Raw genomic sequence first — 26,776 nt, 5'->3', positions numbered from 1 at the left:
GTCTTCAACGGTAGGCACCCGACCGGCCGAGGGCATCACTCCAAAGGCCGTACCCGTCGGGACGGAGGTCGTCCTCCGGGTGTACGGGCGACCCCGGGGCCGGGGTAGGGGCAACCCCGAGACCTGCCCGGCTGGAACCCCGGACCGGACGGGTCTAGGATCGTCCGTCTGCCCCCTCCCGAACCGTGGTACCTGCTGGAGTCCCGCAGGCAGCCGGGGGAGGCGTCGACCGTTCGGCAACCGGTCGGCTGTACCCCACCGTGAGCTCCATCGATCCGCTGCGCCCGCCACCGGGGCAGCCGGGAAGGTTCGCTGTGCCCGCCACCCCCACCACCGACCCCCTCCAGCGCGAACGCGAGCACCTGGCGTCGTCCCGGGCAGCGCTGCGAGCGATGCGCGAGGACGTCGAGTCCCTGGACCTGCGCGACGTGACCGGCACCTGGGTGTCCGCCGTCGTCCTGCAGAACCAGATCGAGGCCAGGATCGCCGCCCTGGCCGACCTCTCCCACACCCCGCTGTTCTTCGGCCGCCTCGACTACCTGCACGCGATCAGCGAGGAGCTGAGCGAGGGCGGCACGGGAGGTACCGCGCGAAGCGCGTCGGACGAGGGTGGCGGTGGGCGACGGGAGGGAGAGAACTTCTACATCGGCCGCCGCCACGTCCACGACGCCGCCGGCGACCCGATGGTGATCGACTGGCGCGCGCCGGTCTCCCAGCCGTTCTACCGGGCCACCCGGACCGATCCGATGGACGTCGAGCGCCGCCGCCGCTTCGGCTACACCGGCGGCGAGCTCACCGCCTACGAGGACGAGCACCTCACCGACCCGGCGGAGGAGGAGACCTCCTCCGCCCTGCTCGCCGCCGAGATCGAGAAGCCCCGCGTCGGCCCGATGCGCGACATCGTCGCCACCATCCAGCCCGAGCAGGACGAGATCGTCCGCTCCGACGTCACGGGCACCATCTGCGTCCAGGGAGCGCCGGGCACCGGGAAGACCGCCGTCGGCCTGCACCGCGTCGCCTACCTGCTGTACGCGCACCGCGAGCGCCTGGCCCGGACCGGCACGCTGGTGATCGGGCCGAACAACGCCTTCCTCTCCTACATCGAGCAGGTCCTCCCGGCCCTCGGCGAGCTGGACGTCGCCCAGGCCACCGTGCAGCAGCTGGTCGGACACGTCGAGGTGCGCGGCGAGGACACCCCGGAGGCGGCCCGGCTGAAGGGCGACGCCCGGATGGCCGAGGTGCTGCGCCGGGCGGTGCGGGCCGGCATCACGCTGCCCGCCGAGCCATGCGTGGTGATCCGCGGCTCCCGCCGCTGGCGTCTCCCCGTGCACGAACTCACCGAGATCATCGAGGAGTTGAAGGGCCGCGAGGTGCGCTACGGCGCCGCCCGCGACGCCCTGCCGCAGCGCATCGCGCACGCCGTACTGCTGAAGATGGAGCAGGGCGGCGAGGCCCCGGACGACCGGGTGCAGGACGCGGTGGCGCGCAACGCCGCGGTCAAGGCGGTGGTCAAGGAGTGCTGGCCCGCCGTCGACCCGGCGAAGCTCGTGCTGCGGCTGCTCTCCGAGCCGGCGTTCCTGGCCGAGTGCGCCGAGGGCGTGCTGACGCCCGAGGAGCAGCAGGCGGTGCTGTGGCCCAAGCCGGGCCGCTCGGTGAAGACGGCCCGCTGGACTCCGGCCGACGCCGTCCTGGTGGACGAGGCCACCGACCTGGTGCAGCGCACACCCTCGCTCGGCCACGTCGTGCTGGACGAGGCGCAGGACCTCTCCCCGATGCAGTACCGCGCGGTCGGCCGCCGCTGCACCACCGGCTCGGCCACCGTCCTCGGCGACCTCGCCCAGGGCACCACCCCGTGGGCGACGGAGAGTTGGCCGGACGCGCTGCACCACCTGGGCAAGCCGGAGGCGCACATCGAGGAGCTGACCAAGGGCTTCCGGGTGCCGGAGGAGGTCATCGCGTACGCCTCGCGGCTGCTCCCGGAGATCGCCCCGGGCCTGGCCCCGGCCACCTCGGTCCGCGAGACGCCCGGTTCGCTGGCGATCCGCCACGTCCCGGACGGGGAGCTGTCGGAGGCGGTCGTCGCCGCCTGCCGGGAGGCCCTGGAGCGCGAGGGCTCGACCGGTCTGATCGCCGCCGACGCCAGGATCCCGCTGCTCGCCGAGGCGCTGGCCGCGGCCGGCCTGCCGCACCTCTCCCCCGGCACCGAGACCAGCGCCGAGGCCCGGCTGACGCTCGTGCCGGCCTCGCTGGCCAAGGGCCTGGAGTACGACTACGTGGTGCTGGACGAGCCCGCCGCGGTGATCGCCGGCGAGCCTGACGAGCGGTCCGGCCTGCGGCGGCTGTACGTGGCGCTGACCCGCGCCGTCTCCGGGCTGACGGTCCTGCACGCCGAGCCGCTGCCGGACCGGCTCCGCTGACGACACGGAGAAGGGCCGGGCCGTGAACGGCCCGGCCCCCTTCTCCGTGCGACGGGCACCGGCCGCCCGGCTGTCGGCGCTTCCACGCTCAGCCGTCGATCCGGGCCCGCCACTCGGCGACCTTGGCCGCGTCCACCGGCGTGTGCCAGCCGTCGACCCGCACCGCGCCGCCGACGTGGAAGGCGTCGAAGCCCTCGGCCCGCAGCTCCGCCAGGTGCTCGGCCCGCAGGCCGCCGCCGATCAGGATCCGCTGCCGGTGGCCGGGCTCGCCCGCCCGGGCCAGCTCGGCCGAGAGCACCCCGCGCCCGGCGTCCACCCCGGCGGCAGCACCCGAGGTGAGGAAGGTGTCCAGCCCGGGCAGGGCGCCGACCGCGGCCCGCAGGGCGGCCCGGTCGGCGCTGTGGTCGATCGCCCGGTGGAAGGTCCAGCGGCAGCCGGCCACCGCCTCGGCGACGGCCGCGGTGGCGGCCAGGTCGACGGCGCCGTCGGCGTCGAGGAAGCCGAAGACGAACTCCTCGGCGCCCTCGGCCCGCAGCTCGGCGGCCCGGGCGCACAGCCCGTCCAGGTCGCCGGGGGCGAAGCCGTCCCGGATCCGGAGCATGACGCGCAGCGGGATGCCGACGGCGGCCCGGATCCGGGCGAAGTCCTCGACGGCCGGGGTGAGCCCGTCGGCGGCCATGTCGGTGACCAGTTCGAGCCGGTCGGCGCCGCCCGACTCGGCGGCCTGGGCGTCCTGGGGCGTCAGCGCGATGACTTCGAAAATTGGTCTAGACATATCGACAGCCTGCCACATCCCACCGGACCCGACGAGACCGCCCCGGGCCGTGGGTCACGCCGCGGCGCGCTCCCGACCGGCGTCGCCGCCGGCCCCCGGACCGCCCGCGCCGCCCCGCCCGATCCGCTGCACCGCCACCGCGACGATCACCAGCAGCCCCACCGCCGGCAGCGCGATCGGCAGCAGGTGCGAGATCCCGCGCGACTCCCGCCAGATGTTGAACAGGCTCGCGAACGTCGTCAGCGACAGCACCGCGACGCCCACGGCGGCCGGCAGCTCCCGCCCGCGCAACGCGGTGAAGGTCAGCAGCAGCGGTACGAGCAGCAGCACCGCGAACCACGGCGCGTCCAGCGGGAAGGTCGTGTCGTCCCAGCGCTGCAGCGCCACCAGCATCCCGCCCCCGGCCACCGAGCCCAGCACCAGCGCCCCGGTGCGCCAGGTCGGCCGTGGCAGCAGTTCCGTCGGCGCCGCGAGCAGCAGCACCGCGGCGAACGCGGCCGGCAGGGTCGCCATGCCGACGTACCCCATCCACCACCAGTCGATGAAGTTCGGCCGACCGAACGCCTGGGCCAGCACGGTCAGCCCGAGCACCGCCTGCAGCAGCGCGATGACCCGCACGGCCGTCCAGCGCCCCAGCACCGCCGCCGCCCCCAGCAGCATCGCGGTCACCGGCGGCGCGAGGATCGTGGCGTACGAGGTGTACGAGCGGTCCCAGGTCAGCCGGAACGCGGCCCGGTCCGGGTCGGCGATCCAGGGCACCAGCCCCGAACCGGCCAGCGCGCCGGCGACCATCGGGGCGGCCAGCGCGAGCACGCGCCCGAGCGCCGAGGAGCCGGTCAGCCCGAGCCGCACCCGCAGCCCGTACGCGGCCAGGTCGAACACCTCCCGGGCGACGGCCGAGCGGTCCGCCTCCGCCGTGACATCGGCGAAGACCGCCACCATCTCGTCGCCGTTCTCCCGCCGGTAGCCGGCCGGGAACAGCTGGAGCACGGCCCTCAGCGCGGCCGGGGGCGCTCCGATCGTCGGCGTGGTCATGCGAGACCCCCTCCCCCCAGGGCCCGCCCCTCGGGCCCCGGCTTCCCCTTCAGCACCGAGCGGAGCGCGGCGAGCCGGCGTTCCGCCTCGGTGGCCACCGCCCGCAGCCGCGCGGCCTCGGCGGCCAGCGCACCGCGGCCGGCGTCCGTCAGCGCGTAGGTGCGCCGGGCCCGGCCGTCCACCACCTCCTCGGCGGCGACCTCGATCAGGCCCTGGCCCAGCAGCCGGTCGAGCGCTCCGTAGAGCGTGCCGGTGCGCATCTTGACCCGGCCCTCCGAGATCACGGCGATCTCCTGGATGAGCGCGTAGCCGTGCCTCGGGGCATCGGCGAGCGCGGTGAGCAGAAGCAGTGTCGGCTCCTGCATGGAGCGTTCTGTCATGGTCCACATATATCGCCCGACGGCATATACCGTCCACCTGAACCGCCGGACAGAATGGAACCCATGACGATCTCCGAGGAACTGCTCCCCGCCTGGACCGCCCTGCTGCACCGCTGCGGCGCCGCGACCGACCCCGAACCGTACGGCCGGGAGCTGCTGCGCCGCTGGTCGGAGCCGCAGCGCCGGTACCACACCCGGGAACACCTGAGCGCGGTCCTGCGGCACGTCGACGACCTGGCCGGGCACGCCGCCGACCCGGATGCCGTCCGCCTCGCGGCCTGGTTCCACGACGCCGTCTACCGGCCCGACCGCAGCGAGAACGAGGAGCGCAGCGCCGCCCTGGCCGTCCGGGCCCTCACCGCCGCCGGCCTGCCCGCCGCCCGGGTGGCCGAGGTCGAACGGCTCGTCCTGCTCACCGTCACCCACGACCCCGCACCGGGCGACCGCGAGGGCGAGGTGCTCTGCGACGCGGACCTCGCCGTCCTCGGCGGCACCCCCGAGGCGTACGCGGCGTACGCGGCCGCCGTCCGGGAGGAGTACGGCTTCGTCCCCGAGCCGGACTTCCGCGCCGGCCGCGCCGCCGTGCTGCGCGGGCTCCTGGCACTACCCGCGCTCTACCGCACCCCCGCCGCCCGCGAGCGCTTCACGGACGCCGCCCACGCCAACCTGGCGGCCGAACTCCGCCGCCTGGAGGGTTGAGCAGCCCCCTCGGACCGGCCCCTCGGACCGGCCCCTCAGACCAGGCCCTTCGGACCGGCCCCCCTCAGACCAGCTTCCCGACCGGCGCCACCACCGCGCCCTGCTTGCCGCACACCCAGTGCGGCTCCGGCCCCAGCTCGGGCTCCACGCTCAGCGCGTGCGGGTCCCCGTCGGCCGCGCACCCGGTGCACAGCGGCCAGCGCCCGTACGCCTCCAGCAGCGCGTCCTGGACGTCCTGGGCGACCAGCCCGAGCACGTACTCGGTGCCGTCCGGCCACTGCTCCAGCCACCAGCGGCGGTGCGTCACCGCCTGCTCCACCAGCGAGACGACGGCGGCGTCCGCCACGTCCCGCGCGGTGAGGTCGGCCAGGATCAGTGCCCGCGCGTTGTGCAGGGCGGTCTCGATGTCGTCAGCTGCCATCCGTCCATTCTCCGTCGGCGCGCCGGAACGCGGAAACGCCGCGTGGGCGGCTCCCCGAAGGGAACCGCCCACGCGGACGGGGAACGAACCGATCCGATCGAAACGATCAGGATCAGAAGTCCATGTCACCGCCCGGCATGCCGCCGCCGGCGGCCGCAGCGGCCTTCTCCGGCTTGTCGGCGATGACGGCCTCGGTGGTGAGGAACAGCGCCGCGATGGAGGCGGCGTTCTGCAGCGCGGAGCGGGTGACCTTGGCCGGGTCGATGATGCCCGCGGCGACCAGGTCGACGTACTCGTTGGTGGCGGCGTTCAGGCCGTGACCGGCGGGGAGGTTGCGCACCTTCTCCACCACGACGCCACCCTCCAGGCCGGCGTTGGTCGCGATCTGCTTGATCGGGGCCTCCAGCGCGACCTTGACGATGTTGGCACCGGTGGCCTCGTCGCCGTCCAGCTCCAGCTTGTCGAAGGCGACACCGGCCTGCAGCAGGGCGACGCCACCACCGGCGACGATGCCCTCCTCGACGGCGGCCTTGGCGTTGCGGACGGCGTCCTCGATGCGGTGCTTGCGCTCCTTGAGCTCCACCTCGGTGGCCGCGCCGGCCTTGATGACGGCCACGCCGCCGGCCAGCTTGGCGAGGCGCTCCTGGAGCTTCTCGCGGTCGTAGTCCGAGTCGCTGTTCTCGATCTCGGCGCGGATCTGGTTCACGCGGCCCGCGACCTGCTCGCTGTCGCCGCCACCGTCGACGATGGTGGTCTCGTCCTTGGTGATGACCACCTTGCGGGCGGTGCCCAGCAGGTCGATGCCGGCGTTCTCCAGCTTGAGGCCGACCTCCTCGGAGATCACGGTGCCACCGGTGAGGATGGCGATGTCGCCGAGCATGGCCTTGCGGCGGTCGCCGAAGCCCGGGGCCTTGACGGCGACGGACTTGAAGGTGCCGCGGATCTTGTTCACGACCAGGGTCGACAGGGCCTCGCCCTCGACGTCCTCGGCGATGATGACGAGCGGCTTGCCGCTCTGCATGACCTTCTCCAGCAGCGGGAGCAGGTCCTTGACCGAGCCGATCTTGGAGTTGGCGATGAGGATGTACGGGTCCTCGAACGTCGCCTCCATGCGCTCCAGGTCGGTGGCGAAGTAGGCGGAGATGTAGCCCTTGTCGAAGCGCATGCCCTCGGTGAGCTCAAGCTCCAGGCCGAAGGTGTTGCTCTCCTCGACGGTGATGACGCCTTCCTTGCCGACCTTGTCCATGGCCTCGGCGATCAGCTCGCCGATCTGGGTGTCGGCGGCGGAGATGGAGGCGGTGGAGGCGATCTGCTCCTTGGTCTCCACGTCCTTGGCCTGGGCCAGCAGCTGGTCGGAGACGGCCGCGACGGCCTTCTCGATGCCGCGCTTCAGGGCCATCGGGTTGGCGCCGGCGGCGACGTTGCGCAGACCCTCGCGAACCAGGGCCTGGGCGAGCACGGTGGCGGTGGTGGTGCCGTCACCCGCGACGTCGTCCGTCTTCTTGGCGACCTCCTTGACGAGCTCCGCACCGATCTTCTCGTACGGGTCTTCGAGCTCGATCTCCTTGGCGATGGAGACACCGTCGTTGGTGATCGTGGGGGCGCCCCACTTCTTCTCCAGCACGACGTTGCGGCCCTTGGGGCCGAGCGTGACCTTCACTGCGTCGGCGAGCTGGTTCATGCCACGCTCAAGGCCGCGGCGAGCTTCCTCATCAAAGGCGATGATCTTGGCCATCAGAAGTGGTCCTCCGGGACACGGTCGACTGCTCGGACCAAGGGGTGCCCGCGACGGACGGCCCTGGTGTGCGGGGGTCTTTTCCCCTACCGCTCCCGGGGGCCTCACCGACCCGGTCCGCTGTCACTCTCACGCTGTGAGTGCTAACGCCAATGATTAGCACTCCGGGTGGTCGAGTGCAAGCCCAATCGCCAACCCGCGAGCCGCCGCTGGGACCACCCCCGGGGGCCGCCCGGGAACGGCGACGGGCCCGTACGACGCGTGTCGTACGGGCCCGTCGAGAAGCGAGCGGTCACCAGCCGTGGGCCGCGCCGAGCTCCTGGAGTCGGAAGGGGTCAGACCGCCGCGCGAACCATGTCCGCCTGCGGGCCCTTCTGTCCCTGGGAAATCTCGAACTCGACCCGCTGGCCCTCCTCAAGGGTGCGGTAGCCGTCCATCTGGATCGCGCTGTAGTGGACGAAGACGTCCGCACCACCGTCGACCGCGATAAAGCCGTAGCCCTTCTCCGCGTTGAACCACTTGACGGTGCCCTGAGCCATTCCGAACTCCCCTAGTGCTGTGCTGGCCCTTCACGCGCCCGCAGGTCGCGGGCCCGGGTTGGTTGACGGCCCGCCCGGGGAACCCCCCCTGGGCGCAGCCGTGCACGCCGCAACCGTCCGCACGGAACGCCCAACGGGCTCCGGTGAGCGGGTGATTGCGTCGACCGCCGCTGAATGTATCCGGACCGAAGCCCTCTGCAACAGGGTCAACCGCCGGTAATTCCGCCCCGGCAGCAAGGGACAGGACGGGCCGAACCGGAAAAATCTCGGCATTCCACGCGGGACATAGCGGACGAATTACCCAAATCCCCGCGGTAATTCTGACATCGGCCTGACATGTTTCACGGCCCGGTCCCATCGGCCGGGCCCAGCCCGGCGGAACGCCGCGAACGGCCGAGAGGGAACCCCTGTTCCCAACCGAGCGACACTCTACTCCGACTCGACCCGCAAATATTCCCGCCGGAATGCAACCGGCCGCCCGTACATACGGAGAGCGGAATTCCGTACGCACGGGCGGCCGAATGGCGCGCGGGACGGCTCAGCAGCCGCCGGCCACCGCCGGAATGATCGAGACGCCGGCGCCGTCCTCGATCTCGGTCGCCAGGCCCTCGGCGAAGCGCACGTCGTCGTCGTTCACGTAGACGTTGACGAAACGGCGCAGCTTGCCGGTGTCGTCCAGGATGCGGGCGGAGATGCCCGCGTGGTTCTTCTCCAGGTCGGCGATGACCTCGGCCAGGGTGGCGCCCTCGGCGGTCACCTCGGCGGCGCCGCCGGTGTAGGTGCGCAGGATGGTGGGGATGCGGACGTTGGCGCTCATGACTCTCCTTGCGGGGGTGCGGCCTTGCGGGGCAGCGGTCGGGGCGGGCACGGGGCCGGCGGCGTGGTTCAGGCGGACGCGAGGCCGGCAGCGCGGAACGCGTCCAGCGTCGGGCGGATGACGGCGCTCATCCCGGCGTCGGAGACGGCGTCCAGGGTCTTCAGGCCGTCGCCGGTGTTGATCGCGACGGTCTCCTTGGCCGGGTCCAGCTGCCCGGTCTCGACCAGCTTCTTCAGCACGCCGACGGTCACCCCGCCCGCGGTCTCGGCGAAGATGCCCTCGGTCCGCGCCAGCAGCCGGATCGCCGCCACGACCTCGGCGTCCGTGACGTCCTCCACCGCGCCGCCCGTGCGGCGGGCGATGTCCAGCACGTACGGGCCGTCGGCCGGGTTGCCGATCGCCAGCGACTTGGCGATGGTGTCCGGCTTGACCGGCTTGATCACGTCCCGGCCGGCCTTGAAGGCGGCCGACACCGGGGAGCAGCCCTCGGCCTGGGCGCCGAAGACCCGGTACGGCCGGTCCTCGACCAGGCCGAGCTTGATCAGCTCCTGCAGGCCCTTGTCGATCTTCGTCAGCTGGGAGCCCGAGGCGATCGGGATCACGATCTGCTCCGGCAGCCGCCACCCGAGCTGCTCGCAGATCTCGTACGCCAGCGTCTTGGAGCCCTCGCCGTAGTACGGCCGCAGGTTGACGTTGACGAAGCCCCAGCCCTCGCCGGCCGGGTCCCCGATCAGCTCCGAGCAGAAGCGGTTCACGTCGTCGTAGTTGCCCTCGATGCCGACCAGCTCGCCGCCGTACACCCCGGCCATGACGACCTTGCCCTGCTCCAGGTCGTGCGGGATGAACACGCAGGACCGGAAGCCGGCCCGGGCGGCCGCCGCGCCCACCGCACCGGCCAGGTTGCCGGTGGAGGAGCAGGACAGCGTCGTGTAGCCGAACGCCCGCGCCGCCTCGATGGCGCAGGCCACCACGCGGTCCTTGAACGAGTGCGTCGGGTTCCCGGAGTCGTCCTTGATGTGCAGCTGCGCGGTGAAACCGAGCTCGCGGCCCAGGTTGTCCGCCTTCACCAGCGGGGTCCAGCCCGGGTTCAGGTTGGGCTTGGAGGCGACGTCGGCCGGCACCGGCAGCAGCGGCGCGTACCGCCAGACCGAAGTCGGGCCGGCCTCGATCCGCTTGCGCAGCTCCTCGGCGCCCTCGCTGCCGAACTCGTAGGCGATCTCCAGCGGGCCGAAGCACTCCAGGCACGCGAAGCTGGGACCGAGCGGGAAGCGGGTTCCGCACTCCCGACAGGACAGGGCGGCGGCGGGGCCGAGGTCCACGGAAACAGGTGCGGCAGTGTCGATAGCCATGACGGCGAGGCCTCTCTCCTCATCTTCCCCGCAGCGCGGACGCGCCACAGGCCGGAATTGGCACCTGTCCCGCCGGGGCCTGTCGTCGACAGCCGCGCGAGAAGGTTGCCGGGACGTCAACGGGCCGTTCCCTCAGTCCCTCTGGATGAGCTTGTGAAATTGTGGTGGTGCTCGACGGCGACCCCGGCGTGCATGGGTCCTACCGCTGTACGAAGACTGTATCCGAAGGCGCCAATCCTGAACGGGACCGTCCGCCACGCGAGATGACCCGTCCCACCCGACCCGCCGAGGAGACCTCCGTGCCCGCCGAACCGACTCCCGAGCTCCTCCCGCAGGCGGCGTCCTGGCTGCGCCGCCGCTCCTGGAGCGCGGCCGACCGGCCGGTCGACACCCTCCTCGCGGCCAAGGAACGCACCGGCCGCACGATCAGCGTCGTCCTCCCCGCCCTGGACGAGGAGGCCACCGTCGGCGACATCGTCCGCACCGTCCGCCGCGAGCTGATGGAACGCCTCCCGCTGGTCGACGAACTGGTCGTGGTCGACTCCGGCTCCACCGACGGCACGGCCGAGGCCGCCGCCGAGGCCGGTGCCCGGGTGGAGCACCGCGACGCCATCCTGCCCCGGCTGCCCGCCGCCCCCGGCAAGGGCGAGGTGCTCTGGCGCTCGCTTCTGGTCACCCGCGGCGACATCGTCTGCTTCGTGGACGCCGACCTGCGCGAGTTCGACCCGGCCTTCGTCTCCGGCATCGTCGGGCCGCTGCTGACCGACGAGTCCATCCAGCTGGTCAAGGCCATGTACGACCGCCCCCTCGAAGTCGCACTGAGCGGCTCCGCCGCGGGGGACCGCGCCGCCGTCCTCCCGGCCGGCGGCGGCCGGGTCACCGAACTCGTCGCCCGCCCCCTCCTCAACCTGCACTGGCCGGAACTCGCCGGCTTCGTCCAGCCCCTCGGCGGCGAGTACGCGGCCCGCCGCTCACTGCTCGAACGGCTGCCCTTCCCCACCGGCTACGGCGTCGAACTCGGCCTGCTCGTCGACGCGTTGGAGCTGGTCGGCCTGGACGCCCTGGCCCAGGTGGACGTCGGCGTCCGGCACCACCGCCACCAGGACGGCCAGGCCCTCGGCCGGATGGCCGCCACCATCTACCGCACCGCGCTCGAACGCCTCGACCGCGCCCACCGGCTCAAGGCCTCCGCCGACCTGGTCCGCCCGGAGCTCACCCAGTTCGCCCGCGACCCGGAGACCCGCGCCTTCCTCGCCCACACCCACCCGGTGACCGCCCTGGAACGCCCCCCGATGCACACCGTCCCCGAATACGCCACCCACCGATGACGGGTTTGCCACGCCGGGCGCCCGGCAACATGCCAACCATGGGCGATCTCACGACCGAACGTTCGAGTGCGACCGGCACCGCCCCCGTCCTGGTGGCCTCCAACCGGGGACCGGTGTCGTTCAGCACCGCCGACGACGGCACGCTGACCCTGCGGCGCGGCGGCGGCGGCCTGGTCTCCGGCCTCTCCGCCATCGACGACCCGAACGCCGTCTGGGTCTGCGCGGCCCTCGGCGCCGCGGACCGCAGAGCCGCCGCGGAAGCCCCCGACGGCCGCCTCGACCTGGCCGGCCACGACGTCGGCGGGCAGGCCGTCCGGATGCTGGACATCGACCCCGAGACCTTCGCCCGCGCCTACAACGGCGTCGCCAACTCCACCCTCTGGTTCGTCCACCACCTGCTGTACGCGACCCCCACCGCCCCCGCCTTCGACGCCGACTTCCGCACCGAATGGGCCGCCTACCGGGCCTACAACACGGCCTTCGCCGAGGCGCTGGCCACCGAGGCCGCCCCGAACGCCGCCGTCCTCGTCCAGGACTACCACCTGTCCCTGGCCCCGGCGCTGCTCCGCGCCGCCCGCCCCGACCTGCGGATCGGCCACTTCTCGCACACCCCCTGGGCCCCGCCCGAGTACTACCGGATGCTCCCCGACGACGTCGCCCGCGCCGTCCTCACCGGCATCCTGGGCGCCGACCGGGCCGGCTTCCTCACCGAACGCTGGGCCCGCGCCTTCGCCGCCTGCTGCGCGGACCTCCTCGGCGCCGACGTCGACCACGAGGCGCTCACCGTCACCCTCGACGGCCGCACCACCGCCCTCGGCGTCCACGCCCTCGGCGCCGACGCCGACTTCCTGCGCGAACGCTCCCACCGCCCCGACGTGGACGAACGCCTCGCCGCCCTGCGCGAGGCCGTCGGCGAGCGGCGCACGATCGTCCGGGTCGACCGCACCGAGCTGAGCAAGAACATCGTCCGCGGCCTGCTGGCCTACCGGCACCTGCTCCGCACCCGCCCCGAGTGGCACGACCGCGTGGTCCACATCGCCTTCGCCTACCCGTCGCGGACCGACCTGGCCGAGTACCGCAACTACACGGCGCAGGTCCGCGAACTCGCCGACGCCATCGACACCGAGTTCGCCACCCCGGACTGGCAGCCCCTGATCCTGCACGTCAACGACGACTTCCCGCGCTCCCTCGCCGCCTACCGCCTGGCCGACGTCGCCCTGGTGAACCCGATCCGGGACGGCATGAACCTGGTGGCCAAGGAGGTCCCGGTCGTCTCCGACCGCGGCTGCGCCCTCGTCCTCTCCCGGGAGGCCGGCGCCCACGCGGAGCTCGCCGACGACGCCCTGACGGTCAACCCGTACGACGTCATCGCCACCGCCGACGCCCTGCACACCGCGCTGACCATGCCCGAGGAGGAGCGCGCCGGCCGCACCAAGCGCCTCGCGGCGGCGGCCACCGCACTCCCCCCGCAGCAGTGGTTCCTCGACCAGCTCAACGCGCTGGCCCCGCTCAACTCCCCGTGAGAGCCTCCCCCAACGCCGCCAACAGCTCCACCACCCCGGCCGGCCCCGCGACCACCAGGTCCGCGCGGTCGGCCAGCTCCTTCACCGGCGCGTCCCCGACCGCCGCGCTGCACACCAGCAGCCCGGCCAGCCCGTCCGCGCGCAGCTCTTCCACCGCCGCGAACGCCGCCACGTCCCCGAGGTCGTCCCCCGCGTACAGCACCGACCGGGCGCCGCGCTCCCGCAGGAACCCGGTCAGCGCCGCGCCCTTGTCCACCCCCGGCGGCCGGAGCTCCAGCACCAGCCGTCCGGGCTCCACCACCAGCCCGTACTCGGCGGCCAACTCCGCCACCGGCGCCCGCAGCAGCTCCAAGGTCCCCTCGGGCTCCGCCGTACGCCGCGTGTGCACCGCCACCGAGCGCCCCTTGTCCTCCACCCACACCCCCTCGGGTGCCCCCACCCGTGCCGTCACCAGCGGCAACGCCTCCCGCGCCCCGGCCACCCCCGGGTGGACCTCCGGCGCCGTCACCTCGCCGTCCTCCCAGCGCTCGGCCCCGTAGTGCCCGAGCACCACGACCCCCGGCACCCCGGCCAGCCCGCCGTACTCCACCGCCAGCGCCGCCGGCCGCCCCGTCACCACCACCACGGCCCCGACCGCCGGGGCCAGCACCCGCAGCGCCCCCGCCACCCCCGGATGCGCCCTCGCCTGCCCGGGGTCGGCGACGATCGGCGCCAACGTCCCGTCGAAGTCCAGCCCGATCACCGCGTCCCGGGGCGCCCGCAGGATCGCCCGCACCCCGTCCCGCCCGGCCTCGGTCCCCGGCACCCACGTCTCTTCGAATCCCATACCGAGGCCCATACCCCCCGGCCGCCCGCAGCCCACCCCCTAGCGGGCCGCCCGTCGAGCGGCCCGGATCCGCCGCAGCCGATTGACCAGCACCGGTGCGTGCGCCAGCGCCTCCTCCCGGTCCAGCAGCGCGTTCAGCAGCTGGTAGTACCGCGTGGAGGAGAGCCCCAGCTCCTCCCGGATGGCCCGCTCCTTGGCCCCCGCCGTCCGCCACTGCCGCCCCTCCAGCGCCAGCACCGCCCGGTCCCGCTCACTCAGCTCGCCCACCGCGCACACCTCCGCCGACCACTACGGAGTGTCATTCTCCCGCGCGACCCCGACACACAGTGCTCGCCCCACCGCTCTCCGGCCCCGGCTACCGTCACCCCATGACCACGCCCAGCTTCGTCCTGAACATCCCCGCGGCCGACCTCGAACCCGACCCGCTCGACCCGTCCCAGATCGTCTCCGGCACCCCCGAGGTCACCGGCAGGGTCCTCTCCGAGTCCGCGGACGGCCGCCAGCTGCGCGGCCTCTGGCAGATCACCCCCGGCGTGGTCACCGACGTCGAGGCCGACGAGATGTTCGTGGTCCTCAGCGGCCGGGCCACCATCGAGATCGAGGGCGGCCCGACCCTGGAGGTCGGCCCCGGCGACTGCGCGGTGCTGCGCGAGGGCGACCGCACGACGTGGACGGTCCACGAGACCCTCCGCAAGGCCTACGCGATCACGCTCCCCTGAGCGGAGACGCACCGAGGCCCGGCCCCGAACCACCGGGACCGGGCCTCCGCGGCACGGCGGGGCCGGACGACGGGCCCCTACTTGCGGACCCGCGCCGCCTCCTTCACCGCCGCGTCCTGCAGCCCCCCGAGCACCTGCTTCGGGTCCCCCGTCACGGCCTGCCCGATCCCCGCCTTGATCCGGTTGCTGACCTCACCCCAGGCCGGGTCCCCGAACGGGTAGAAGCTCGCGTTGGTCAGCCCGACCGCGAACTGCTTGAGGTCGGCGTGCTTCGGGTCCGTCGTCATCTGGTTGAACGCGTCCTGGGTGACCGGCAGCAGGTTGTACTGCTCGTCGAACTTCAGCTGGTTGTCCCGGTTGTAGACGAACGACAGGAACTTCTTGATCTCGTTCTTGTGCGCGTTCGCCTTGAACGCCATCATCCAGTCCGCGACGCCGAGGCTCCCCGTCCGGCCCACGCCGTCCTTCTTCGGGATCGGCGCCGTCCCGAAGTCGACGTTCCCGGTGGTCGCCATCCGCAGCAGCGTCGGGTGCCCGTTCAGCATCGCGACCTTCCCGGCGGCGAAGTCCTGGAACACCGGGGTGCGGTTCATCTTCCCCGGGTCCGGGTACGTCAGCCCGGTGCTCACCAGGTTGCTCTTCAGCCAGCCGAAGGTGGCCTGGTTCTGGACGCTGTCGATGGTGTAGTTGCCGACGTCGTCGGAGATGCTCCCGCCGCCGCTCAGCGTCCACAGCATGGACTCCGCGGGCGCCTCCTCCGGCCCCAGCGGAAGCCCGTACGGGGTCACCCCCGGCACCTTGGCCTTGATCTTCTCCGCGTCCTGCTTCAGCTCGCTCCAGGTGGCGGGCGGCTGCGCGATCCCCGCCTGCCGGAACACCGCCTTGTTGTAGAAGAGCACCCGTGACGAGGACACGAACGGGATCCCGTACTGGATGCCGAGCACCTGCCCGGCGTGCGCGAAGCCGTCCAGGAAGTTCGCCTGGGCGTCCATCGTGAGCACGTCGGACGCCGGGTACAGCCGGTCCGCCGCGACCTGGTCGGCGAAGCCGCCGGTCTGCAGCAGGTCCGGCGACTTGCCGGCCGCGATCATGTCGTCGACCTTCTTGCCGATCTCGGTCCAGCTGTCGACCTCGACGCTGACCTTGATCCCGGGGTTGGCGGCCTCGAAGCCCTTGGCGACCGCGTCCCAGTAGCGCTTGGAGCCGGTCTCCTGGTTCTCCCCGTAGTCCGCGGCGACCAGCTTGAGGGTGACGGTCCCGTCGCCCTGCCCGCTGCACGCGCCGACACCGGTGAGTGCCACCGCTCCGGCCAGCACACTGCCGAGCACACGGGTGGGAACGTGGACGCGCCTGTTCAACGCGGGTACCGCCTTAGGGGAAGAACTGCCGCCGGAACGAGGGATTCCGGCAGGGGGGAGGCGCCACACTGCCAAACCGGCGGAGCACTGGTCCACACCACTGGGCCACTCCGCCGCAATGGTTACCGAAGTGCCCGGGGTCGTTGCGCGATGCGCAACACCGACACCCCCGAGCACCTCCCGGACACCCCTCGTACGCCCCCGCCCAAAGCCCCGCACACCCCCGCAGCTGCGACAAAGCTCACCCAGTATGGACCAGACCAATCCGACAACTGGACTAGACCTCTTCTATCCGCCAAGGGAAACTGTCCTCCGTGAAGCACGTCATCGCACTCGATGTAGGCGGCACCGGCATGAAGGCCGCGCTGCTCGCCCAGGACGGCTCCGTGCTGTTCGAGGCACGCCGACCGACCGGGCGGGAGCACGGCACGGACGCCGTCGTCGCCGCCATCCTCGACTTCGCCACCGACCTGGCCGAGGAGGGCCGCCGCCGCTTCGGCGTCGCCCCGCTCGCGGCCGGGGTGGCCGTTCCGGGCACGATCGACGAGAAGAACGGGATCGCGGTCTTCTCCGCCAACCTCGGCTGGCGGGACCTCCCCCTGCGCACGCTCCTCGGCGGGCGGCTGGCCGGTCCCGACGGCACCGCGATGCCGGTGGCGCTCGGCCACGACGTGCGTTCGGGCGGCCTGGCCGAGGGCCGGCTCGGTGCCGGCCGGGGCGTCGACCGCTTCCTGTTCATCGCCCTCGGCACCGGCATCGCCGGCGCCATCGGCATCGGCGGCCGGATCGAGGCGGGCGCGCACGGCTACGGCGGCGAGATCGGCCACGTCGTGGTCCGCCCGGGCGGACCACCGTGCGGCTGCGGTGCCCGCGGCTGCCTGGAGACCCTGGCCTCCGCCTCCGCCGTCTCGCGCGCCTGGGCCGAGGCCAGCGGCGACCCCGACGCCGACGCGGCATCCTGCGCCGCCGCGGTGGCCGCCGGGGACGACCGCGCACTCGCGGTCTGGCAGCGGGCGGTCGACGCCCTGGCGGACGGCATCGTCCTCGCCCAGAGCCTGCTCGACCCGTCCACGGTGATCGTCGGCGGCGGGCTCGCCGAAGCCGGCGACACCCTCTTCACACCGCTTCGCTCGGCGGTCACCGAGCGTCTGACCTTCCAGATGCCCCCGAAGGTCGTTCCGGCCATGCTCAAAGACACCGCCGCGTCCCTGGGCGCGGGCCTGCTCGCCTGGGACCTGCTCTCGATGGAGGTGACCGCGTGACCACCGCGGACCGTGACCGTACTGTCCTGGCCGGTGCCCGGCTGGTCCTGCCCGGCGGTGTCGTCGAGGGCGGCCGCCTGACCGTCCGGGGCGACCGGATCTCCGCCCTCACCGACGGCACGGGCGGCGGCCCCGCCGAGCCCGGTGACCTCGACCTGACCGGTCACACCGTCGTCCCCGGCTTCGTGGACCTGCACGTCCACGGCGGCGGCGGAGCCTCCTACGCCTCCGGCATCGCCGAGGAGGCCCTGCTCGCCGCCCGGACCCACCTGCACCACGGCACCACCACCACCGTCGCCTCCACCGTCACCGGCGAGATCGACGAACTCGCCCGCCAGGCCGCCGTCCTCTCCGAACTCGTCGAGGACGACGTGCTGGCCGGCATCCACTTCGAGGGCCCCTTCATCTCGCACAACCGCTGCGGCGCCCACCGCCCCGACCTGCTGCGCGAGCCCGACCCGGCCCTCGTCCGCAAGCTCGTCGACGCCGCCCGCGGCCACGCCGCCATGGTCACCCTCGCCCCCGAACTCCCCGGCGGCCTCGACTCGGTGCGCATGCTCGCCGACCTCGGCATCATCGCCGCCGTCGGCCACACCGACTCCGACTACGCCACCACCCTCCAGGCCATCGACGCCGGCGCCACCGTCGCCACCCACCTCTTCAACGCCATGCCGGCCATCGCCCACCGCGCCCCCGGCCCGATCGTCGCCCTGCTGGAGGACGAGCGGGTCACCGTCGAGCTGATCAACGACGGCGTGCACCTGCACCCCTCCGTCCTCGACCTCGCCTACCGCACCGCCGGCCCCCACCGCGTCGCCCTGATCACCGACGCCATGGGCGCCGCCGGCATGGGCGACGGCCTCTACCCCCTCGGCCCCCTCCAGGTCCGGGTCAGGGACGGCGTGGCCCGGCTGGTCGAGGGCGGCGCGATCGCCGGCTCCACCCTCACCCTGGACGTCGCGTTCCGCCGCTCGGTGACCGTCAACGGCCTGACCCTGAACCAGGCGGTCGAGTCGCTGTCCGCCACCCCGGCCCGGCTGCTCGGCCTCGACGACCGCATCGGCTCGCTGGAGACCGGCAAGCTCGCCGACCTCGTGGTGGTCGACTCCGGGAGCTTCGAGCTGGTCGCCGTCATGCGCCGCGGCCGCTGGGTCGTGGGCGCCGACCGGTTCTCCACCGTGAAGCCGGCCTGACCGAACCGCCCGGGCGAGCTGGCTGAAGGAGCCGCCCGGACAAAGCCGACGGCCGCCCTCCCCGCTGCGGGGAGGGCGGCCGTGGTGCGTCCGGAGGGCGGTCGGGCTCAGCCGCCCGGTTCGATGGTGATCTGGTCGATCAGGATCGACGCCCCGGCGGGCCCCGTGAAGGTCACCGAGTTCTGGCCGGCCTGGAACTGCGGCAGTATCCAGGTGGTGTACCAGGCCGACGCCTGGTCCTTGGGAGCGGGACCGTAGATCTTGTAGGTCACCCCGCTCGGCCAGTCCTTGCCGTTCACCGCGGCCGTGCCCTTGAGGTCGCCGCCCGAGTAGTTGTAGTGCACCGTCAGCTTGTACGTCCCGGCCGTGGCGATCTCACCGCTCCACGTCACCGAGCCGCCGGGCTGGAGGGTCAGGTAGCTGCCGTCGGCCGACTTGGCGCCCTTGACGGCATTGCCGGAGGGCGCGTTCTGCGCCTGCAGCTGGCTCGCGTCCACCGTCGACGGGCCGGTGATCGGGGTGGCGCTCGCCGAGGGGCCGCCGCCGGCGGTCGAGGCGGTCGCCCCCGGGGTGGCGGGGCCGGGCGCGGCGGTGGTGGCGGCGCCGCCCTTGGCGTTCTTGTCGCCGCCGCCCGGGTCGCCGCCCGTGGAGAGCGCTATCCCGGCGCCGATCGCGATGGCCGCGACCACGGCGACCGCGCCGATCACCGCGCCCTTGCTCCGGCCGCTGCTCGGCCGCTCGTCCCCCGGCTGCGGCCGGGAGTGCTCGGCGTAGCGGTTCTGCTGGGTGGGCGCGCCGCCGTACTCGGCCTGCTGCGGCACGCCGGGCTGACCGTACGGGGCCTGCGGCTGACCGCCCGGGTACCCCTGCTGCGGCATGCCCTGCTGGCCGTACGGCTGCTGCTGCCGCGGCGGGTAGCCGTAGCCGTACTGGGCGCGTCCGACCTCCATCGGCCGGTTGTAGGACGTGCGGGGAACACCCTGCTGCGGCTCGGCCGGCTGCCCGGTGGAGCCGTCGGCCGGGCGGTAGAGGTAGCCGAACGGGTCGTCGTCCTGCGGGGCACCGCCCCCCTGGCCCTCGGGCACTCCGTTGCTGCCGGCGGTCGTCACGGTGGTCTGTTCCCCCATCCGGTGCGCGCCGCCGGGCTGCGGGCGGCGCAGATCATGGACGCTGTCGTACCGGGCACCCTACCTGCCGCACGTGACAGCAGGAAAAGAACCCTTGACAACTCGCGGGTAACCGGGAACCCACCTGCGGCGCCGGGGGCGCCGGGGCCGTGTCGTCCGCCCGCGTCCGGTCTCAGCCCGCGCGCCGGTGCGAGCGCTCTCCGCGCGCCCCGCGCACCGCCCCGCCACGGGCGCGCTTCTCGTCGTACATCCGCTCGTCGGCGGTCTGCAGCACCTCCTCGATGCTCATCCCGCAGCCCGCCCAGCCGATCCCGAGGCTCACCCCCACGCGCATCGCCCGGCCGTCGATCCGCATCGGCGGGATGATCGCGTTGCGCAGCCGGTGGGCGAGGTCCTTGGCCTCCTCGCGGCCGATGCCGTCGGCCAGCACCACGAACTCGTCGCCGCCGAGCCGGGCCACCGTGTCGCCGTCCCGGACGGCCTGGCTCAGCCGCCGGGCGACCTCGACCAGCACCGCGTCGCCCGCGTTGTGGCCGAACCGGTCGTTGATCGACTTGAAGCCGTCGAGGTCGCAGAAGAGCACCGCGAGCCCCTTGTCCACCGCGGCCGCGCCACCGGAGCGGAACGGGGCGGACCAGGCGTCGCCGCCCGGCCCGTGGTCGGCCGGGACGACCGCGTGCACGTGCTCCCCGTAGCCCTGGCCGAGGCCGGGCGGCGGGACGCCCTCGGGCAGCCCGTAGCCGTGCACCGCCCCGGCGTACGGGTCCGCGCCCTCCAGCCCGTCGTGGGCCGCGTGGGCGCTGTAGGAGCTGTAGGAGTCGGCGGGGTAGCCGTACGCCGGCGAGTAGGCCGCCTCGGCGGGGCCGGGCGCGGCGCCGACCGGTTGCGGCTGGGCGCAGAGCCGGCGGGCCAGCCGGGCCTTGAGCTCGGCGCCGTTGGGCAGGCCGGTGAGCGCGTCGTGGCTGGCCCGGTGGGCGAGCTGGAACTCGTGCCGCTTGCGGTCCTCGATGTCCTCGACGTGGGTGAGCAGGAAGCTGGGCCCCTCGGCCGCGTCCGCCACGATCGAGTTGCGCAGGCAGACCCACTGGTAGCCGCCGTCCCGCCGGGACAGCCGCAGCTCGGCCCGGCCGCTCTCGGCACTGGTGCGCTCCAGCAGGGCCCGGTCCTCGGGGTGGACGAGGTCGGCGAAGCTCTGCTGGCGCAGCACCGCGCGGGGGCGGCCGAGGAGCCGGCAGAGCGCGTCGTTGACCCTGGTCAGCTGGCCGCGCCCGGCGCCGTGCAGCTCGGTGATGGCCATCCCGCTGGGCGCGTACTCGAACGCCTGGCGGAAGCTCTCCTCGCTGGCCCGCAGCGCCTGCTGCTCCTTCTCCAGGCGGGCCAGCGCGCGTTGCATCTCGGCCCGCAGCCGGGCGTTGCCGATCGCGATCGAGGCCTGCAGCGAGAACATCTCCAGCGCCTCGCGGGTCCACGCGCCGGGGCGCTTGCCGCTGCGCGGGCGGTCCACCGAGAGCACCCCGAGCAGGTCGCCGCCGGCGCTGTACATCGGGGCGAGCAGCCCGTCGGCGGGGTGCCAGTCGTTGGCGTACACGGGCAGCGGGCCGTCCCCGATCCAGCGCGGGATGTCGCTGGCGACGGCCCAGCCGCGGTCGAACGGCAGGAAGCGCAGGGTGCCCCAGTGGTCGCTGACGCCGAGCAGCCGGTCCCAGGACTCCCGGGAGCCGACCTGGCCGAGCAGCACGGAGGGGCCGCCCATCGGGCTCTCCTCCAGCTCCCAGACGGCCGCCACCACGAGGTCGCCGTCCGGGCGGACCAGGCTGACCGCGGCGGCGTCGAAGCCGAGCCCGTGCACCGCGCCCTCGACGACGGCCTGCAGCGTGCCCGCCAGGCTGCGGGCAGCGTTGAGGTCCGCCACGACCCGGTGCAAGGTGCGGAGGGTCGCGAGACGGACGTACGGCTCCGACTCGGCTTCCATGCGGGGGCTCCCCGGCTGCTTCGGATAGTTCTTGATTGGTTATCGTCCGATTGCCAGAAGAACTGAATCACAGGGAGCACAGCGTTCGGCACGCTCGGTCAGCAATAGGGCGTCACTTGTGACTTAAATCACACGACACTAATGCGCCCGTAATCAGTTCATCCGTCCCATAACGGGACACAAAGTTCCATCCGGACCTTTTCTCCTGGTCGACCGCACCGGCCGCGGGCTGAAGCCGGCTGCACCCGCCGGTCCGTCCGCTTCACTCCTGCGGGTGAGCAACCGCGACCCCGCGGGCGCGCCGCCGGTCCTACGACCAAGGCCCGATGCCGTTTCCCGCGGGTGACGACTACCGTGCGGTACGTGTACTCGTCCCCGCAGCCCGAAGCTGCCCCCCACGCCACGCCCGACGAGTTCCGGGCAGCACTCTCCCAGCTCGCCGCCGGAGTGAGCCTGGTGACCGTCCACGACCCGGAGGACGGCGAGGACATCGGCATGACCGCGACGTCCTTCCTCTCCGTGTCGCTGGAGCCGCCGTTGGTGCTGATCTCGGTCCGCGAGGACTCCCGGATGGACGAGGTGCTCTCCCGGGTCGACACCTGGGCGGTCTCGGTGCTGACCGAGGGACAGAAGACGCTCGGCTCGCGCTTCGCCATGAAGGGCCGGCTCAGCGACCGGCTGCTGTTCGCGGACACCGCGCACCACCGCGGCCCGCGCACCGGCGCCCCGCTGGTCGAGGGCGCGCTGGCCACCGTCGAATGCCGCACCGAACAGCGGATACCCGCCGGCGACCACACCCTGCTGCTCGGCCGCGTCCTGGAGGCCGTGGTGCCCGACCCCGGCGGCCGTCCGCTGCTCTACTTCCGCGGCAGCTACCGCGCCCTGGGCTGAGCTGCGCCGTACCGGGCCGGGCCGAGCGGGCCCGGCTACTCGCCGCCCCGCGGCACCCGGCGGCCCTGCTTGACCTCGGAGCGGTGCCGCTTGTTGAACAGCCGGCGCTCGACCATCCCCCGGCTCGGCTTGGTCGCCCGCCGGGTCTTCGGCGGCGGCGCGCACGCCTCGGTCAGCAACGCCGACAGCCGGGCCGCGGCCGCCTCCCGGTTGCGCCACTGCGAGCGGAACTCCGAGGCCTGGACCACCAGCACCCGGCCGTCCACCAGCCGCCCGGCCAGCCGCTCCAGGGCGCGCTCGCGCCACACCTCGGGCAGCGCCCCGGTGGACGCCACGTCGAAGCGCAGCTCGACCTTGGAGTCGGAGGTGTTGACGTGCTGGCCACCGGGGCCGGAGGAACGCGAGAAGCGCCAGACGAGCTCGGCGTCGGGGACGACCACCGACCCCCGTACGCGGATGGGCTCGGGCATGCGCCCATCATCCCGCGCTCGGCCGTCCGGGTCACCCGGTTAATCAGGCCCGTCTCCCGAGCCAGGCACCCGGGCCGGGCACCCGGTTACCCGCACGCGCCGCGAGCCCCGACAATGGCGTACGTGATCGAGCTCGGCTACTCCCTCTCCAACCGCTTCCCCGACCCCCCGCAGACGGACTACCGCACCGCGTCCGTGCACGCCCTGCGCTACGACCTGTTCTGCGGCGACGTCTACCTGGACGCCGAGGGCGCCGAGCTGTCCACCGCCTGGGGCTGGGTGCCGGTGCTCGACTTCGCCTGGGCCCTGTGCGACATCGCCGAGCACCTGGACCGCGACCCGGACGGCAGCCGGGCCGCCCGGGTGCAGACCGCCGACCTCGACTTCACCCAGAACACCGAGCTGCTGCGCTTCGCCCGCCGCTTCAACTGGGTCGAGGTCACCGCGACCTGGCTGCCGGACGAGCCGCCGGCCGTGGTCCGCCACAGCGACCTGCGGCGCGAGGCCCGGGACTTCCTCCAGGACACCCTCGCCGACCTGTTCGACATGCACCCCGACCTGGCCGACAACCCGAACGTCTGGTCGCTGCAGGGCCGGTTCCGCCGGATCTGACGGCCGTCTTTGCCAGGGCTTTGCCCCCGTGAATCACCCGCGCGAAGAATTCACGGACCCTGCGGAACCAAGCCGCCCGGGTATTGCGTTGTCCCGGGGAAAAGCGCACGAAGCGAACGAAGGGACAGCAAACGCCATGCCAGTGAGCCTCTCCAAGGGTGGCAACGTCTCGCTGACCAAGGAGGCCCCCGGCCTGTCCGCGGTCACCGTCGGCCTGGGCTGGGACGTCCGCACCACGACCGGCGCCGAATTCGACCTCGACGCCAGCGCGATCGTCCTGAACGCGGACGGCAAGGTGCTCTCCAACGCCCACTTCGTCTTCTTCAACAACACCAGCACCCCGGACAACACCGTCGTGCACACCGGTGACAACCGCACCGGCGAGGGCGCGGGCGACGACGAGTCGATCAACGTCAACCTGGCCGGTCTGCCGGCCGAGGCCACGAAGATCACCTTCCCGGTCACCATCTACGACGGCACCGCCCGCGGCCAGAGCTTCGGTCAGGTCCGCAACGCCTACATCCGCGTGGTGAACGCCGCCGGCGGCGCCGAGATCGCCCGCTACGACCTCTCCGAGGACGCCGCCACCGAGACCGCGATGATCTTCGGCGAGCTCTACCGCAACGGCAGCGAGTGGAAGTTCCGCGCCGTCGGCCAGGGCTACGCCTCCGGCCTGGCCGGCATCGCCCAGGACTTCGGCGTGCAGATCTGACGCACCCCTCCTGACAACGCCGCGGCGCGGGAAGCCGGTCCGTCCGACTTCCCGCGCCGCGGCGTTCGTGCGACCCGGCTCAGCGCGAGGCGCGCAGCTCCGGCAGCTGGATCAGCTCGGTCTCGTCCTCCGGCGTCAGGTCCACCACGGTCGGCTCGCCCTGCTCCGGCTCCCGCGCGTCCCCGCGCACCGCGGTCGACTCCGCCGCCCGGGCCTCGGCCTCGGCCTTCGCGGCCACGGCCTCGTCGCCCACCACGTCCGCCAGGTCGGCCCGCTCCCCGAGTTCGGCGATGCTGCCCACCGCCGACACCGGAGCCGCCGGGCGGCCAGGAGCGCCCGCGCCGCGGCCGAAGAAGCTGAACCCCTGCCCGCGCGCCTGCCCCGACTGCGCCGGGCGCGGCCGCTGCCGCTCCGCCGGTACGGGCGCGGCGACCGGCGCGGTCTGCGCGCCGCCGAGCTGACCGACCGTCGCCGTCAGCGCCGGACGCAGCGGAGCGGGTCGCACCGCCGGCTCGGCCACCGGCGCCGGGGCCGGAGTGGGCACCGCGGGCGCCACCGGGGCGGGCACGGCGACCGGCGCGGGCGCCGGCGCGGCCTGGGCCACCGGGGCGGCCGGGCGGATCCGCGACGGAGCCGCGGAAGCCCGCAGCGCGACCTCCGCACCCGCCGTCCGCGCCCGCTGCGCCTCCTGCTCCGCCGCGCGGCGCTCCAGCAGCCGCAGCACGGCCGCAGCACGCACGTAGGCGGCCGGGCTGGCCGGGTACTTGGGACGGCTCGCGGCGAGCGCCCGCTGGGCCGCCTCGGCCTCCTTGAGCGCCTGCTCGGCCACCGTCACGGCCCGCTCGCGCAGCAGCCGGGCGATCTCGGTCTCCGCCTTGGCCAGCCGCGACTTCTCCGCGGTCAGCCGGCGCCCGAACCGGGTGGCCCGCTCCTCGGCGACCTCGGCCGCGTACTCGGCCTCCGCCAGCTGCTCCTCGAACCGCTCCTCGGCCCGCATCCGCTGCGCCGCGGACATCTCGGCGGCCGCCCGGGCCGCCTTGTCCCGCTGACGCAGCAACAGCGCGAACCCGAGTGTGGCGATCAGTGCGGCGATGCCCACCGACCGCACCAGGATGGTGTCCTGACTGAAAAGCAGTGCGGCCAGAGCGGCTACCAGCAGTACGCCGGCGGCGGTGGGGGGAAAGACCCGGCCGAGGACGGAGGAATGACGGTGGCGTCCGCGAGACATGCCAAGAAACTAGCGTGCGAATTGGGGCTCTGTCAGCCCAGGGTCCCCTTCCGCCCTTGACAGGGGGCGGTTTTTACCGCACGTGCCCGGATTCTCACTCAAGATCACGAAGAAAGCCCTGCTCAGCGGTGGGACGCCGCCGGACCGCTCGGACCGTCGTGATTCTCGGGCAACTTGCAGACGTGCTGGAGCCAGAGCGCCGCGGCGATCACCGCGATCCCGGCCAGCACCGCGAAGCCCGCCGTGACGGCCTGGTCCTGGCGGGCCGGCACGTCCAACTCCCCCAGCAGGTAGATCCCGGTGCCCGCGTAGATGCCGGTGACGACCGCGGAGACCAGCGCGCTGGCCTGCCCCAGCACCAGCGCCCGGGCCGCGAGCAGCGGGTCGACCCCCTTCGCGCCGGGCTGGCGCTCGCGCGCCGCCTTCAGCCGGGAGCGCAGCGACAGCGCGGTCGCCAGCAGGATCACCGCCACCGCCGCCAGCACCACCGGCGCCGCGCCCGGCACCGCCGGCAGCGTGTCCAGGGAGGCCCACAGCTTGGAGCCGGCCCAGGCCAGCGCCGTCGTGGCGGCCGTGATGCCGATCAGCAGGCGGAGGCGAAGCAGCTTCACTCGGAGGAGGTCCTTCCCGGGATTCCAGAGCCGGCCGACCGCCCGGTGACCCGACGCGGCGGCGCCAGGCCACCGTACCGGGCCCGGCCGGGCGGACACCCGCGCGAACGGCGGACACCTACTGGTACGGCCGGGCCCCCGGTCGAGTTCCCTGATCAACGGCCCCGGGCGCCTACTCCGGCAGCGTCAGCCGGATGTCCTCGCGGCGCTTCACGCCCTGCGCGTCCGGGCCGCCGAGCGCCGCCAGCAGCGCGTCGACCCGCCCGTGCCCGGGCACCTCGGCCTCCGGCTGCGCGTCCAGCCACGGGGCGAGCACGAAGGCCCGCTCGTGCGAGCGCGGGTGCGGCAGCAGCAGCTGCGGGTCGTCGCTGAGCTCGCCCTCGTAGGACAGGATGTCGACGTCCAGGGTGCGCGGCCCCCAGTGGACCGTCCGCACCCGCCCGAAGGCGTCCTCGATCGCGTTGCCGCGCTCCAGGAGGTCCCGCGGGGGCAGCGAGGTGCGCAGCACGACGACGGCGTTGTAGTAGTTGGGCTGCTCCTCGGGGCCGCCGACGGCCTCGGTCTCGTAGACCGCGGAGACGGCCTTGATCTTCAGCCCGGGGGTGTCCGCGAGCGCGTCGACGGCGCCCTGCAGGGTGTCCAGCCGGTTGCCCAGGTTGCTGCCGAGCGCGATCACCGCGCAGCGCTGGCTGTGCAGTGTGGTGTCAGCGGAGTCCACCCGGCTCTCCAGGTCGAACGCGTTCGGCGTGGCGGTCGGGTCGCTGCTACTCATCGAAG

General features: G+C 73.4%; 27 protein-coding genes and 1 riboswitch. Of the genes, 10 read left to right on the top strand and 17 right to left on the bottom strand.

Features of this window, described 5'->3' with window-relative positions; all coding sequences use genetic code 11:
- Nucleotides 1-314: 314 nt before the first annotated feature.
- Nucleotides 315-2,417, top strand: a complete 2,103-nt coding sequence (locus ACZ7KX_RS31360) for a HelD family protein (protein WP_470329400.1) — start codon at nucleotides 315-317, stop codon at nucleotides 2,415-2,417.
- Between the two features lie 88 nt (nucleotides 2,418-2,505).
- Here ACZ7KX_RS31360 and ACZ7KX_RS31355 read toward each other — a convergent pair whose 3' ends face one another.
- From ACZ7KX_RS31355 to ACZ7KX_RS31345, 3 genes are read right to left on the bottom strand one after another with little or no spacing between them, the layout of a single operon-like run.
- The gene (locus ACZ7KX_RS31355) at nucleotides 2,506-3,192 is read right to left on the bottom strand and encodes a copper homeostasis protein CutC (protein WP_396549354.1); all 687 of its coding nucleotides are present in this window, start codon (nucleotides 3,190-3,192) and stop codon (nucleotides 2,506-2,508) included.
- A 54-nt stretch (nucleotides 3,193-3,246) separates the two neighbouring features.
- On the bottom strand, nucleotides 3,247-4,227 hold the full coding sequence (locus ACZ7KX_RS31350) for a hypothetical protein (RefSeq protein WP_470329399.1): 981 nt from the start codon (nucleotides 4,225-4,227) through the stop codon (nucleotides 3,247-3,249).
- The gene (locus ACZ7KX_RS31345; RefSeq protein ID WP_350525163.1) at nucleotides 4,224-4,607 is read right to left on the bottom strand and encodes a PadR family transcriptional regulator; all 384 of its coding nucleotides are present in this window, start codon (nucleotides 4,605-4,607) and stop codon (nucleotides 4,224-4,226) included. Before ACZ7KX_RS31345 ends, ACZ7KX_RS31350 begins: the two co-directional genes overlap by 4 nt.
- Before the next feature lie 63 nt (nucleotides 4,608-4,670).
- Between ACZ7KX_RS31345 and ACZ7KX_RS31340 the strand changes: the two genes are divergently transcribed.
- Nucleotides 4,671-5,306 (top strand): HD domain-containing protein, encoded by a 636-nt coding sequence (locus ACZ7KX_RS31340; RefSeq protein WP_470329398.1) that lies wholly within the window; start codon nucleotides 4,671-4,673, stop codon nucleotides 5,304-5,306.
- 64 nt (nucleotides 5,307-5,370) lie between these two features.
- On the opposite strand, the gene ACZ7KX_RS31335 is transcribed toward ACZ7KX_RS31340, so the two are convergent.
- The 5 genes from ACZ7KX_RS31335 to thrC form a co-directional block, all read right to left on the bottom strand.
- Nucleotides 5,371-5,727 (bottom strand): hypothetical protein, encoded by a 357-nt coding sequence (locus tag ACZ7KX_RS31335; RefSeq protein ID WP_350525165.1) that lies wholly within the window; start codon nucleotides 5,725-5,727, stop codon nucleotides 5,371-5,373.
- A gap of 112 nt (nucleotides 5,728-5,839) precedes the next feature.
- The gene (groL, locus tag ACZ7KX_RS31330) at nucleotides 5,840-7,462 is read right to left on the bottom strand and encodes a chaperonin GroEL (protein WP_045692318.1); all 1,623 of its coding nucleotides are present in this window, start codon (nucleotides 7,460-7,462) and stop codon (nucleotides 5,840-5,842) included.
- A gap of 335 nt (nucleotides 7,463-7,797) precedes the next feature.
- Nucleotides 7,798-8,001 carry a cold-shock protein gene (locus tag ACZ7KX_RS31325; protein ID WP_030289665.1) on the bottom strand — a complete coding sequence of 68 codons (204 nt, stop codon included), beginning with the start codon at nucleotides 7,999-8,001 and terminating at the stop codon, nucleotides 7,798-7,800.
- Between the two features lie 538 nt (nucleotides 8,002-8,539).
- Entirely contained in the window at nucleotides 8,540-8,818 is a 279-nt protein-coding gene (locus ACZ7KX_RS31320; RefSeq protein ID WP_470329397.1) for a MoaD/ThiS family protein, read from the bottom strand.
- A gap of 68 nt (nucleotides 8,819-8,886) precedes the next feature.
- The gene (gene thrC, locus ACZ7KX_RS31315; protein ID WP_350525168.1) at nucleotides 8,887-10,167 is read right to left on the bottom strand and encodes a threonine synthase; all 1,281 of its coding nucleotides are present in this window, start codon (nucleotides 10,165-10,167) and stop codon (nucleotides 8,887-8,889) included.
- Between the two features lie 16 nt (nucleotides 10,168-10,183).
- Nucleotides 10,184-10,319, bottom strand: a riboswitch (SAM riboswitch).
- Between the two features lie 147 nt (nucleotides 10,320-10,466).
- Between thrC and ACZ7KX_RS31310 the strand changes: the two genes are divergently transcribed.
- Together ACZ7KX_RS31310 and ACZ7KX_RS31305 are read left to right on the top strand one after the other, a co-directional pair.
- The gene (locus tag ACZ7KX_RS31310; RefSeq protein WP_470329396.1) at nucleotides 10,467-11,495 is read left to right on the top strand and encodes a glucosyl-3-phosphoglycerate synthase; all 1,029 of its coding nucleotides are present in this window, start codon (nucleotides 10,467-10,469) and stop codon (nucleotides 11,493-11,495) included.
- 38 nt (nucleotides 11,496-11,533) lie between these two features.
- Nucleotides 11,534-13,018 carry an alpha,alpha-trehalose-phosphate synthase (UDP-forming) gene (locus ACZ7KX_RS31305; protein WP_470329395.1) on the top strand — a complete coding sequence of 495 codons (1,485 nt, stop codon included), beginning with the start codon at nucleotides 11,534-11,536 and terminating at the stop codon, nucleotides 13,016-13,018.
- Here the strand turns inward: ACZ7KX_RS31305 and otsB are convergent.
- On the bottom strand, nucleotides 13,005-13,844 hold the full coding sequence (gene otsB, locus ACZ7KX_RS31300) for a trehalose-phosphatase (RefSeq protein WP_470329394.1): 840 nt from the start codon (nucleotides 13,842-13,844) through the stop codon (nucleotides 13,005-13,007). The genes ACZ7KX_RS31305 and otsB overlap by 14 nt on opposite strands.
- A gap of 39 nt (nucleotides 13,845-13,883) precedes the next feature.
- Nucleotides 13,884-14,111 carry a DUF3263 domain-containing protein gene (locus ACZ7KX_RS31295; RefSeq protein ID WP_350525172.1) on the bottom strand — a complete coding sequence of 76 codons (228 nt, stop codon included), beginning with the start codon at nucleotides 14,109-14,111 and terminating at the stop codon, nucleotides 13,884-13,886.
- Nucleotides 14,112-14,212: 101 nt separating this feature from the next.
- On the opposite strand from ACZ7KX_RS31295, the gene ACZ7KX_RS31290 reads away from it, so the two are divergent.
- Nucleotides 14,213-14,563, top strand: a complete 351-nt coding sequence (locus ACZ7KX_RS31290; RefSeq protein WP_350525173.1) for a cupin domain-containing protein — start codon at nucleotides 14,213-14,215, stop codon at nucleotides 14,561-14,563.
- 77 nt (nucleotides 14,564-14,640) lie between these two features.
- Here ACZ7KX_RS31290 and ACZ7KX_RS31285 read toward each other — a convergent pair whose 3' ends face one another.
- Nucleotides 14,641-15,921: an extracellular solute-binding protein gene (locus ACZ7KX_RS31285; protein ID WP_470329393.1), complete on the bottom strand. Its 1,281-nt coding sequence runs from the start codon at nucleotides 15,919-15,921 to the stop codon at nucleotides 14,641-14,643.
- 314 nt (nucleotides 15,922-16,235) lie between these two features.
- Here ACZ7KX_RS31285 and ACZ7KX_RS31280 point away from each other — a divergent pair, with 314 nt between their 5' ends.
- Both ACZ7KX_RS31280 and nagA read left to right on the top strand, forming a co-directional pair.
- Complete coding sequence (locus ACZ7KX_RS31280) at nucleotides 16,236-17,183, top strand: ROK family protein (protein WP_470329392.1); 948 nt, start codon at nucleotides 16,236-16,238, stop codon at nucleotides 17,181-17,183.
- A complete protein-coding gene (nagA, locus tag ACZ7KX_RS31275) occupies nucleotides 17,180-18,376 on the top strand; it encodes an N-acetylglucosamine-6-phosphate deacetylase (RefSeq protein ID WP_470329391.1) in 1,197 nt (398 codons plus the stop codon). The genes ACZ7KX_RS31280 and nagA overlap by 4 nt, the downstream gene beginning before the upstream one ends.
- Nucleotides 18,377-18,483: 107 nt before the next feature.
- Here nagA and ACZ7KX_RS31270 read toward each other — a convergent pair whose 3' ends face one another.
- Entirely contained in the window at nucleotides 18,484-19,485 is a 1,002-nt protein-coding gene (locus ACZ7KX_RS31270; RefSeq protein ID WP_470329390.1) for a carbohydrate-binding protein, read from the bottom strand.
- Nucleotides 19,486-19,675: 190 nt separating this feature from the next.
- A complete protein-coding gene (locus ACZ7KX_RS31265) occupies nucleotides 19,676-21,475 on the bottom strand; it encodes a GGDEF domain-containing protein (RefSeq protein ID WP_470329389.1) in 1,800 nt (599 codons plus the stop codon).
- Nucleotides 21,476-21,838: 363 nt separating this feature from the next.
- Between ACZ7KX_RS31265 and ACZ7KX_RS31260 the strand changes: the two genes are divergently transcribed.
- Entirely contained in the window at nucleotides 21,839-22,366 is a 528-nt protein-coding gene (locus tag ACZ7KX_RS31260) for a flavin reductase family protein (RefSeq protein ID WP_470329388.1), read from the top strand.
- A gap of 35 nt (nucleotides 22,367-22,401) precedes the next feature.
- Here ACZ7KX_RS31260 and arfB read toward each other — a convergent pair whose 3' ends face one another.
- The gene (arfB, locus tag ACZ7KX_RS31255) at nucleotides 22,402-22,836 is read right to left on the bottom strand and encodes an alternative ribosome rescue aminoacyl-tRNA hydrolase ArfB (protein WP_350525664.1); all 435 of its coding nucleotides are present in this window, start codon (nucleotides 22,834-22,836) and stop codon (nucleotides 22,402-22,404) included.
- A 114-nt stretch (nucleotides 22,837-22,950) separates the two neighbouring features.
- Here arfB and ACZ7KX_RS31250 point away from each other — a divergent pair, with 114 nt between their 5' ends.
- Both ACZ7KX_RS31250 and ACZ7KX_RS31245 read left to right on the top strand, forming a co-directional pair.
- Nucleotides 22,951-23,448, top strand: coding sequence for a hypothetical protein (locus ACZ7KX_RS31250; protein WP_402807475.1), 498 nt, complete (start codon nucleotides 22,951-22,953; stop codon nucleotides 23,446-23,448).
- Nucleotides 23,449-23,584: 136 nt separating this feature from the next.
- Complete coding sequence (locus ACZ7KX_RS31245; protein WP_350525666.1) at nucleotides 23,585-24,160, top strand: TerD family protein; 576 nt, start codon at nucleotides 23,585-23,587, stop codon at nucleotides 24,158-24,160.
- A gap of 79 nt (nucleotides 24,161-24,239) precedes the next feature.
- Here the strand turns inward: ACZ7KX_RS31245 and ACZ7KX_RS31240 are convergent, their stop codons facing one another.
- The 3 genes from ACZ7KX_RS31240 to folK form a co-directional block, all read right to left on the bottom strand.
- The gene (locus ACZ7KX_RS31240; protein ID WP_470329387.1) at nucleotides 24,240-25,388 is read right to left on the bottom strand and encodes a hypothetical protein; all 1,149 of its coding nucleotides are present in this window, start codon (nucleotides 25,386-25,388) and stop codon (nucleotides 24,240-24,242) included.
- Nucleotides 25,389-25,510: 122 nt separating this feature from the next.
- Nucleotides 25,511-25,999: a DUF3180 domain-containing protein gene (locus ACZ7KX_RS31235; protein ID WP_350525668.1), complete on the bottom strand. Its 489-nt coding sequence runs from the start codon at nucleotides 25,997-25,999 to the stop codon at nucleotides 25,511-25,513.
- 172 nt (nucleotides 26,000-26,171) lie between these two features.
- A complete protein-coding gene (gene folK / locus ACZ7KX_RS31230) occupies nucleotides 26,172-26,771 on the bottom strand; it encodes a 2-amino-4-hydroxy-6-hydroxymethyldihydropteridine diphosphokinase (RefSeq protein WP_470329386.1) in 600 nt (199 codons plus the stop codon).
- Between the last annotated feature and the right edge of the window lie 5 nt (nucleotides 26,772-26,776).

Source organism: Kitasatospora sp. NPDC038210, from assembly GCF_055600605.1.
This window is presented reverse-complemented; position numbering and strand designations above follow the sequence as displayed.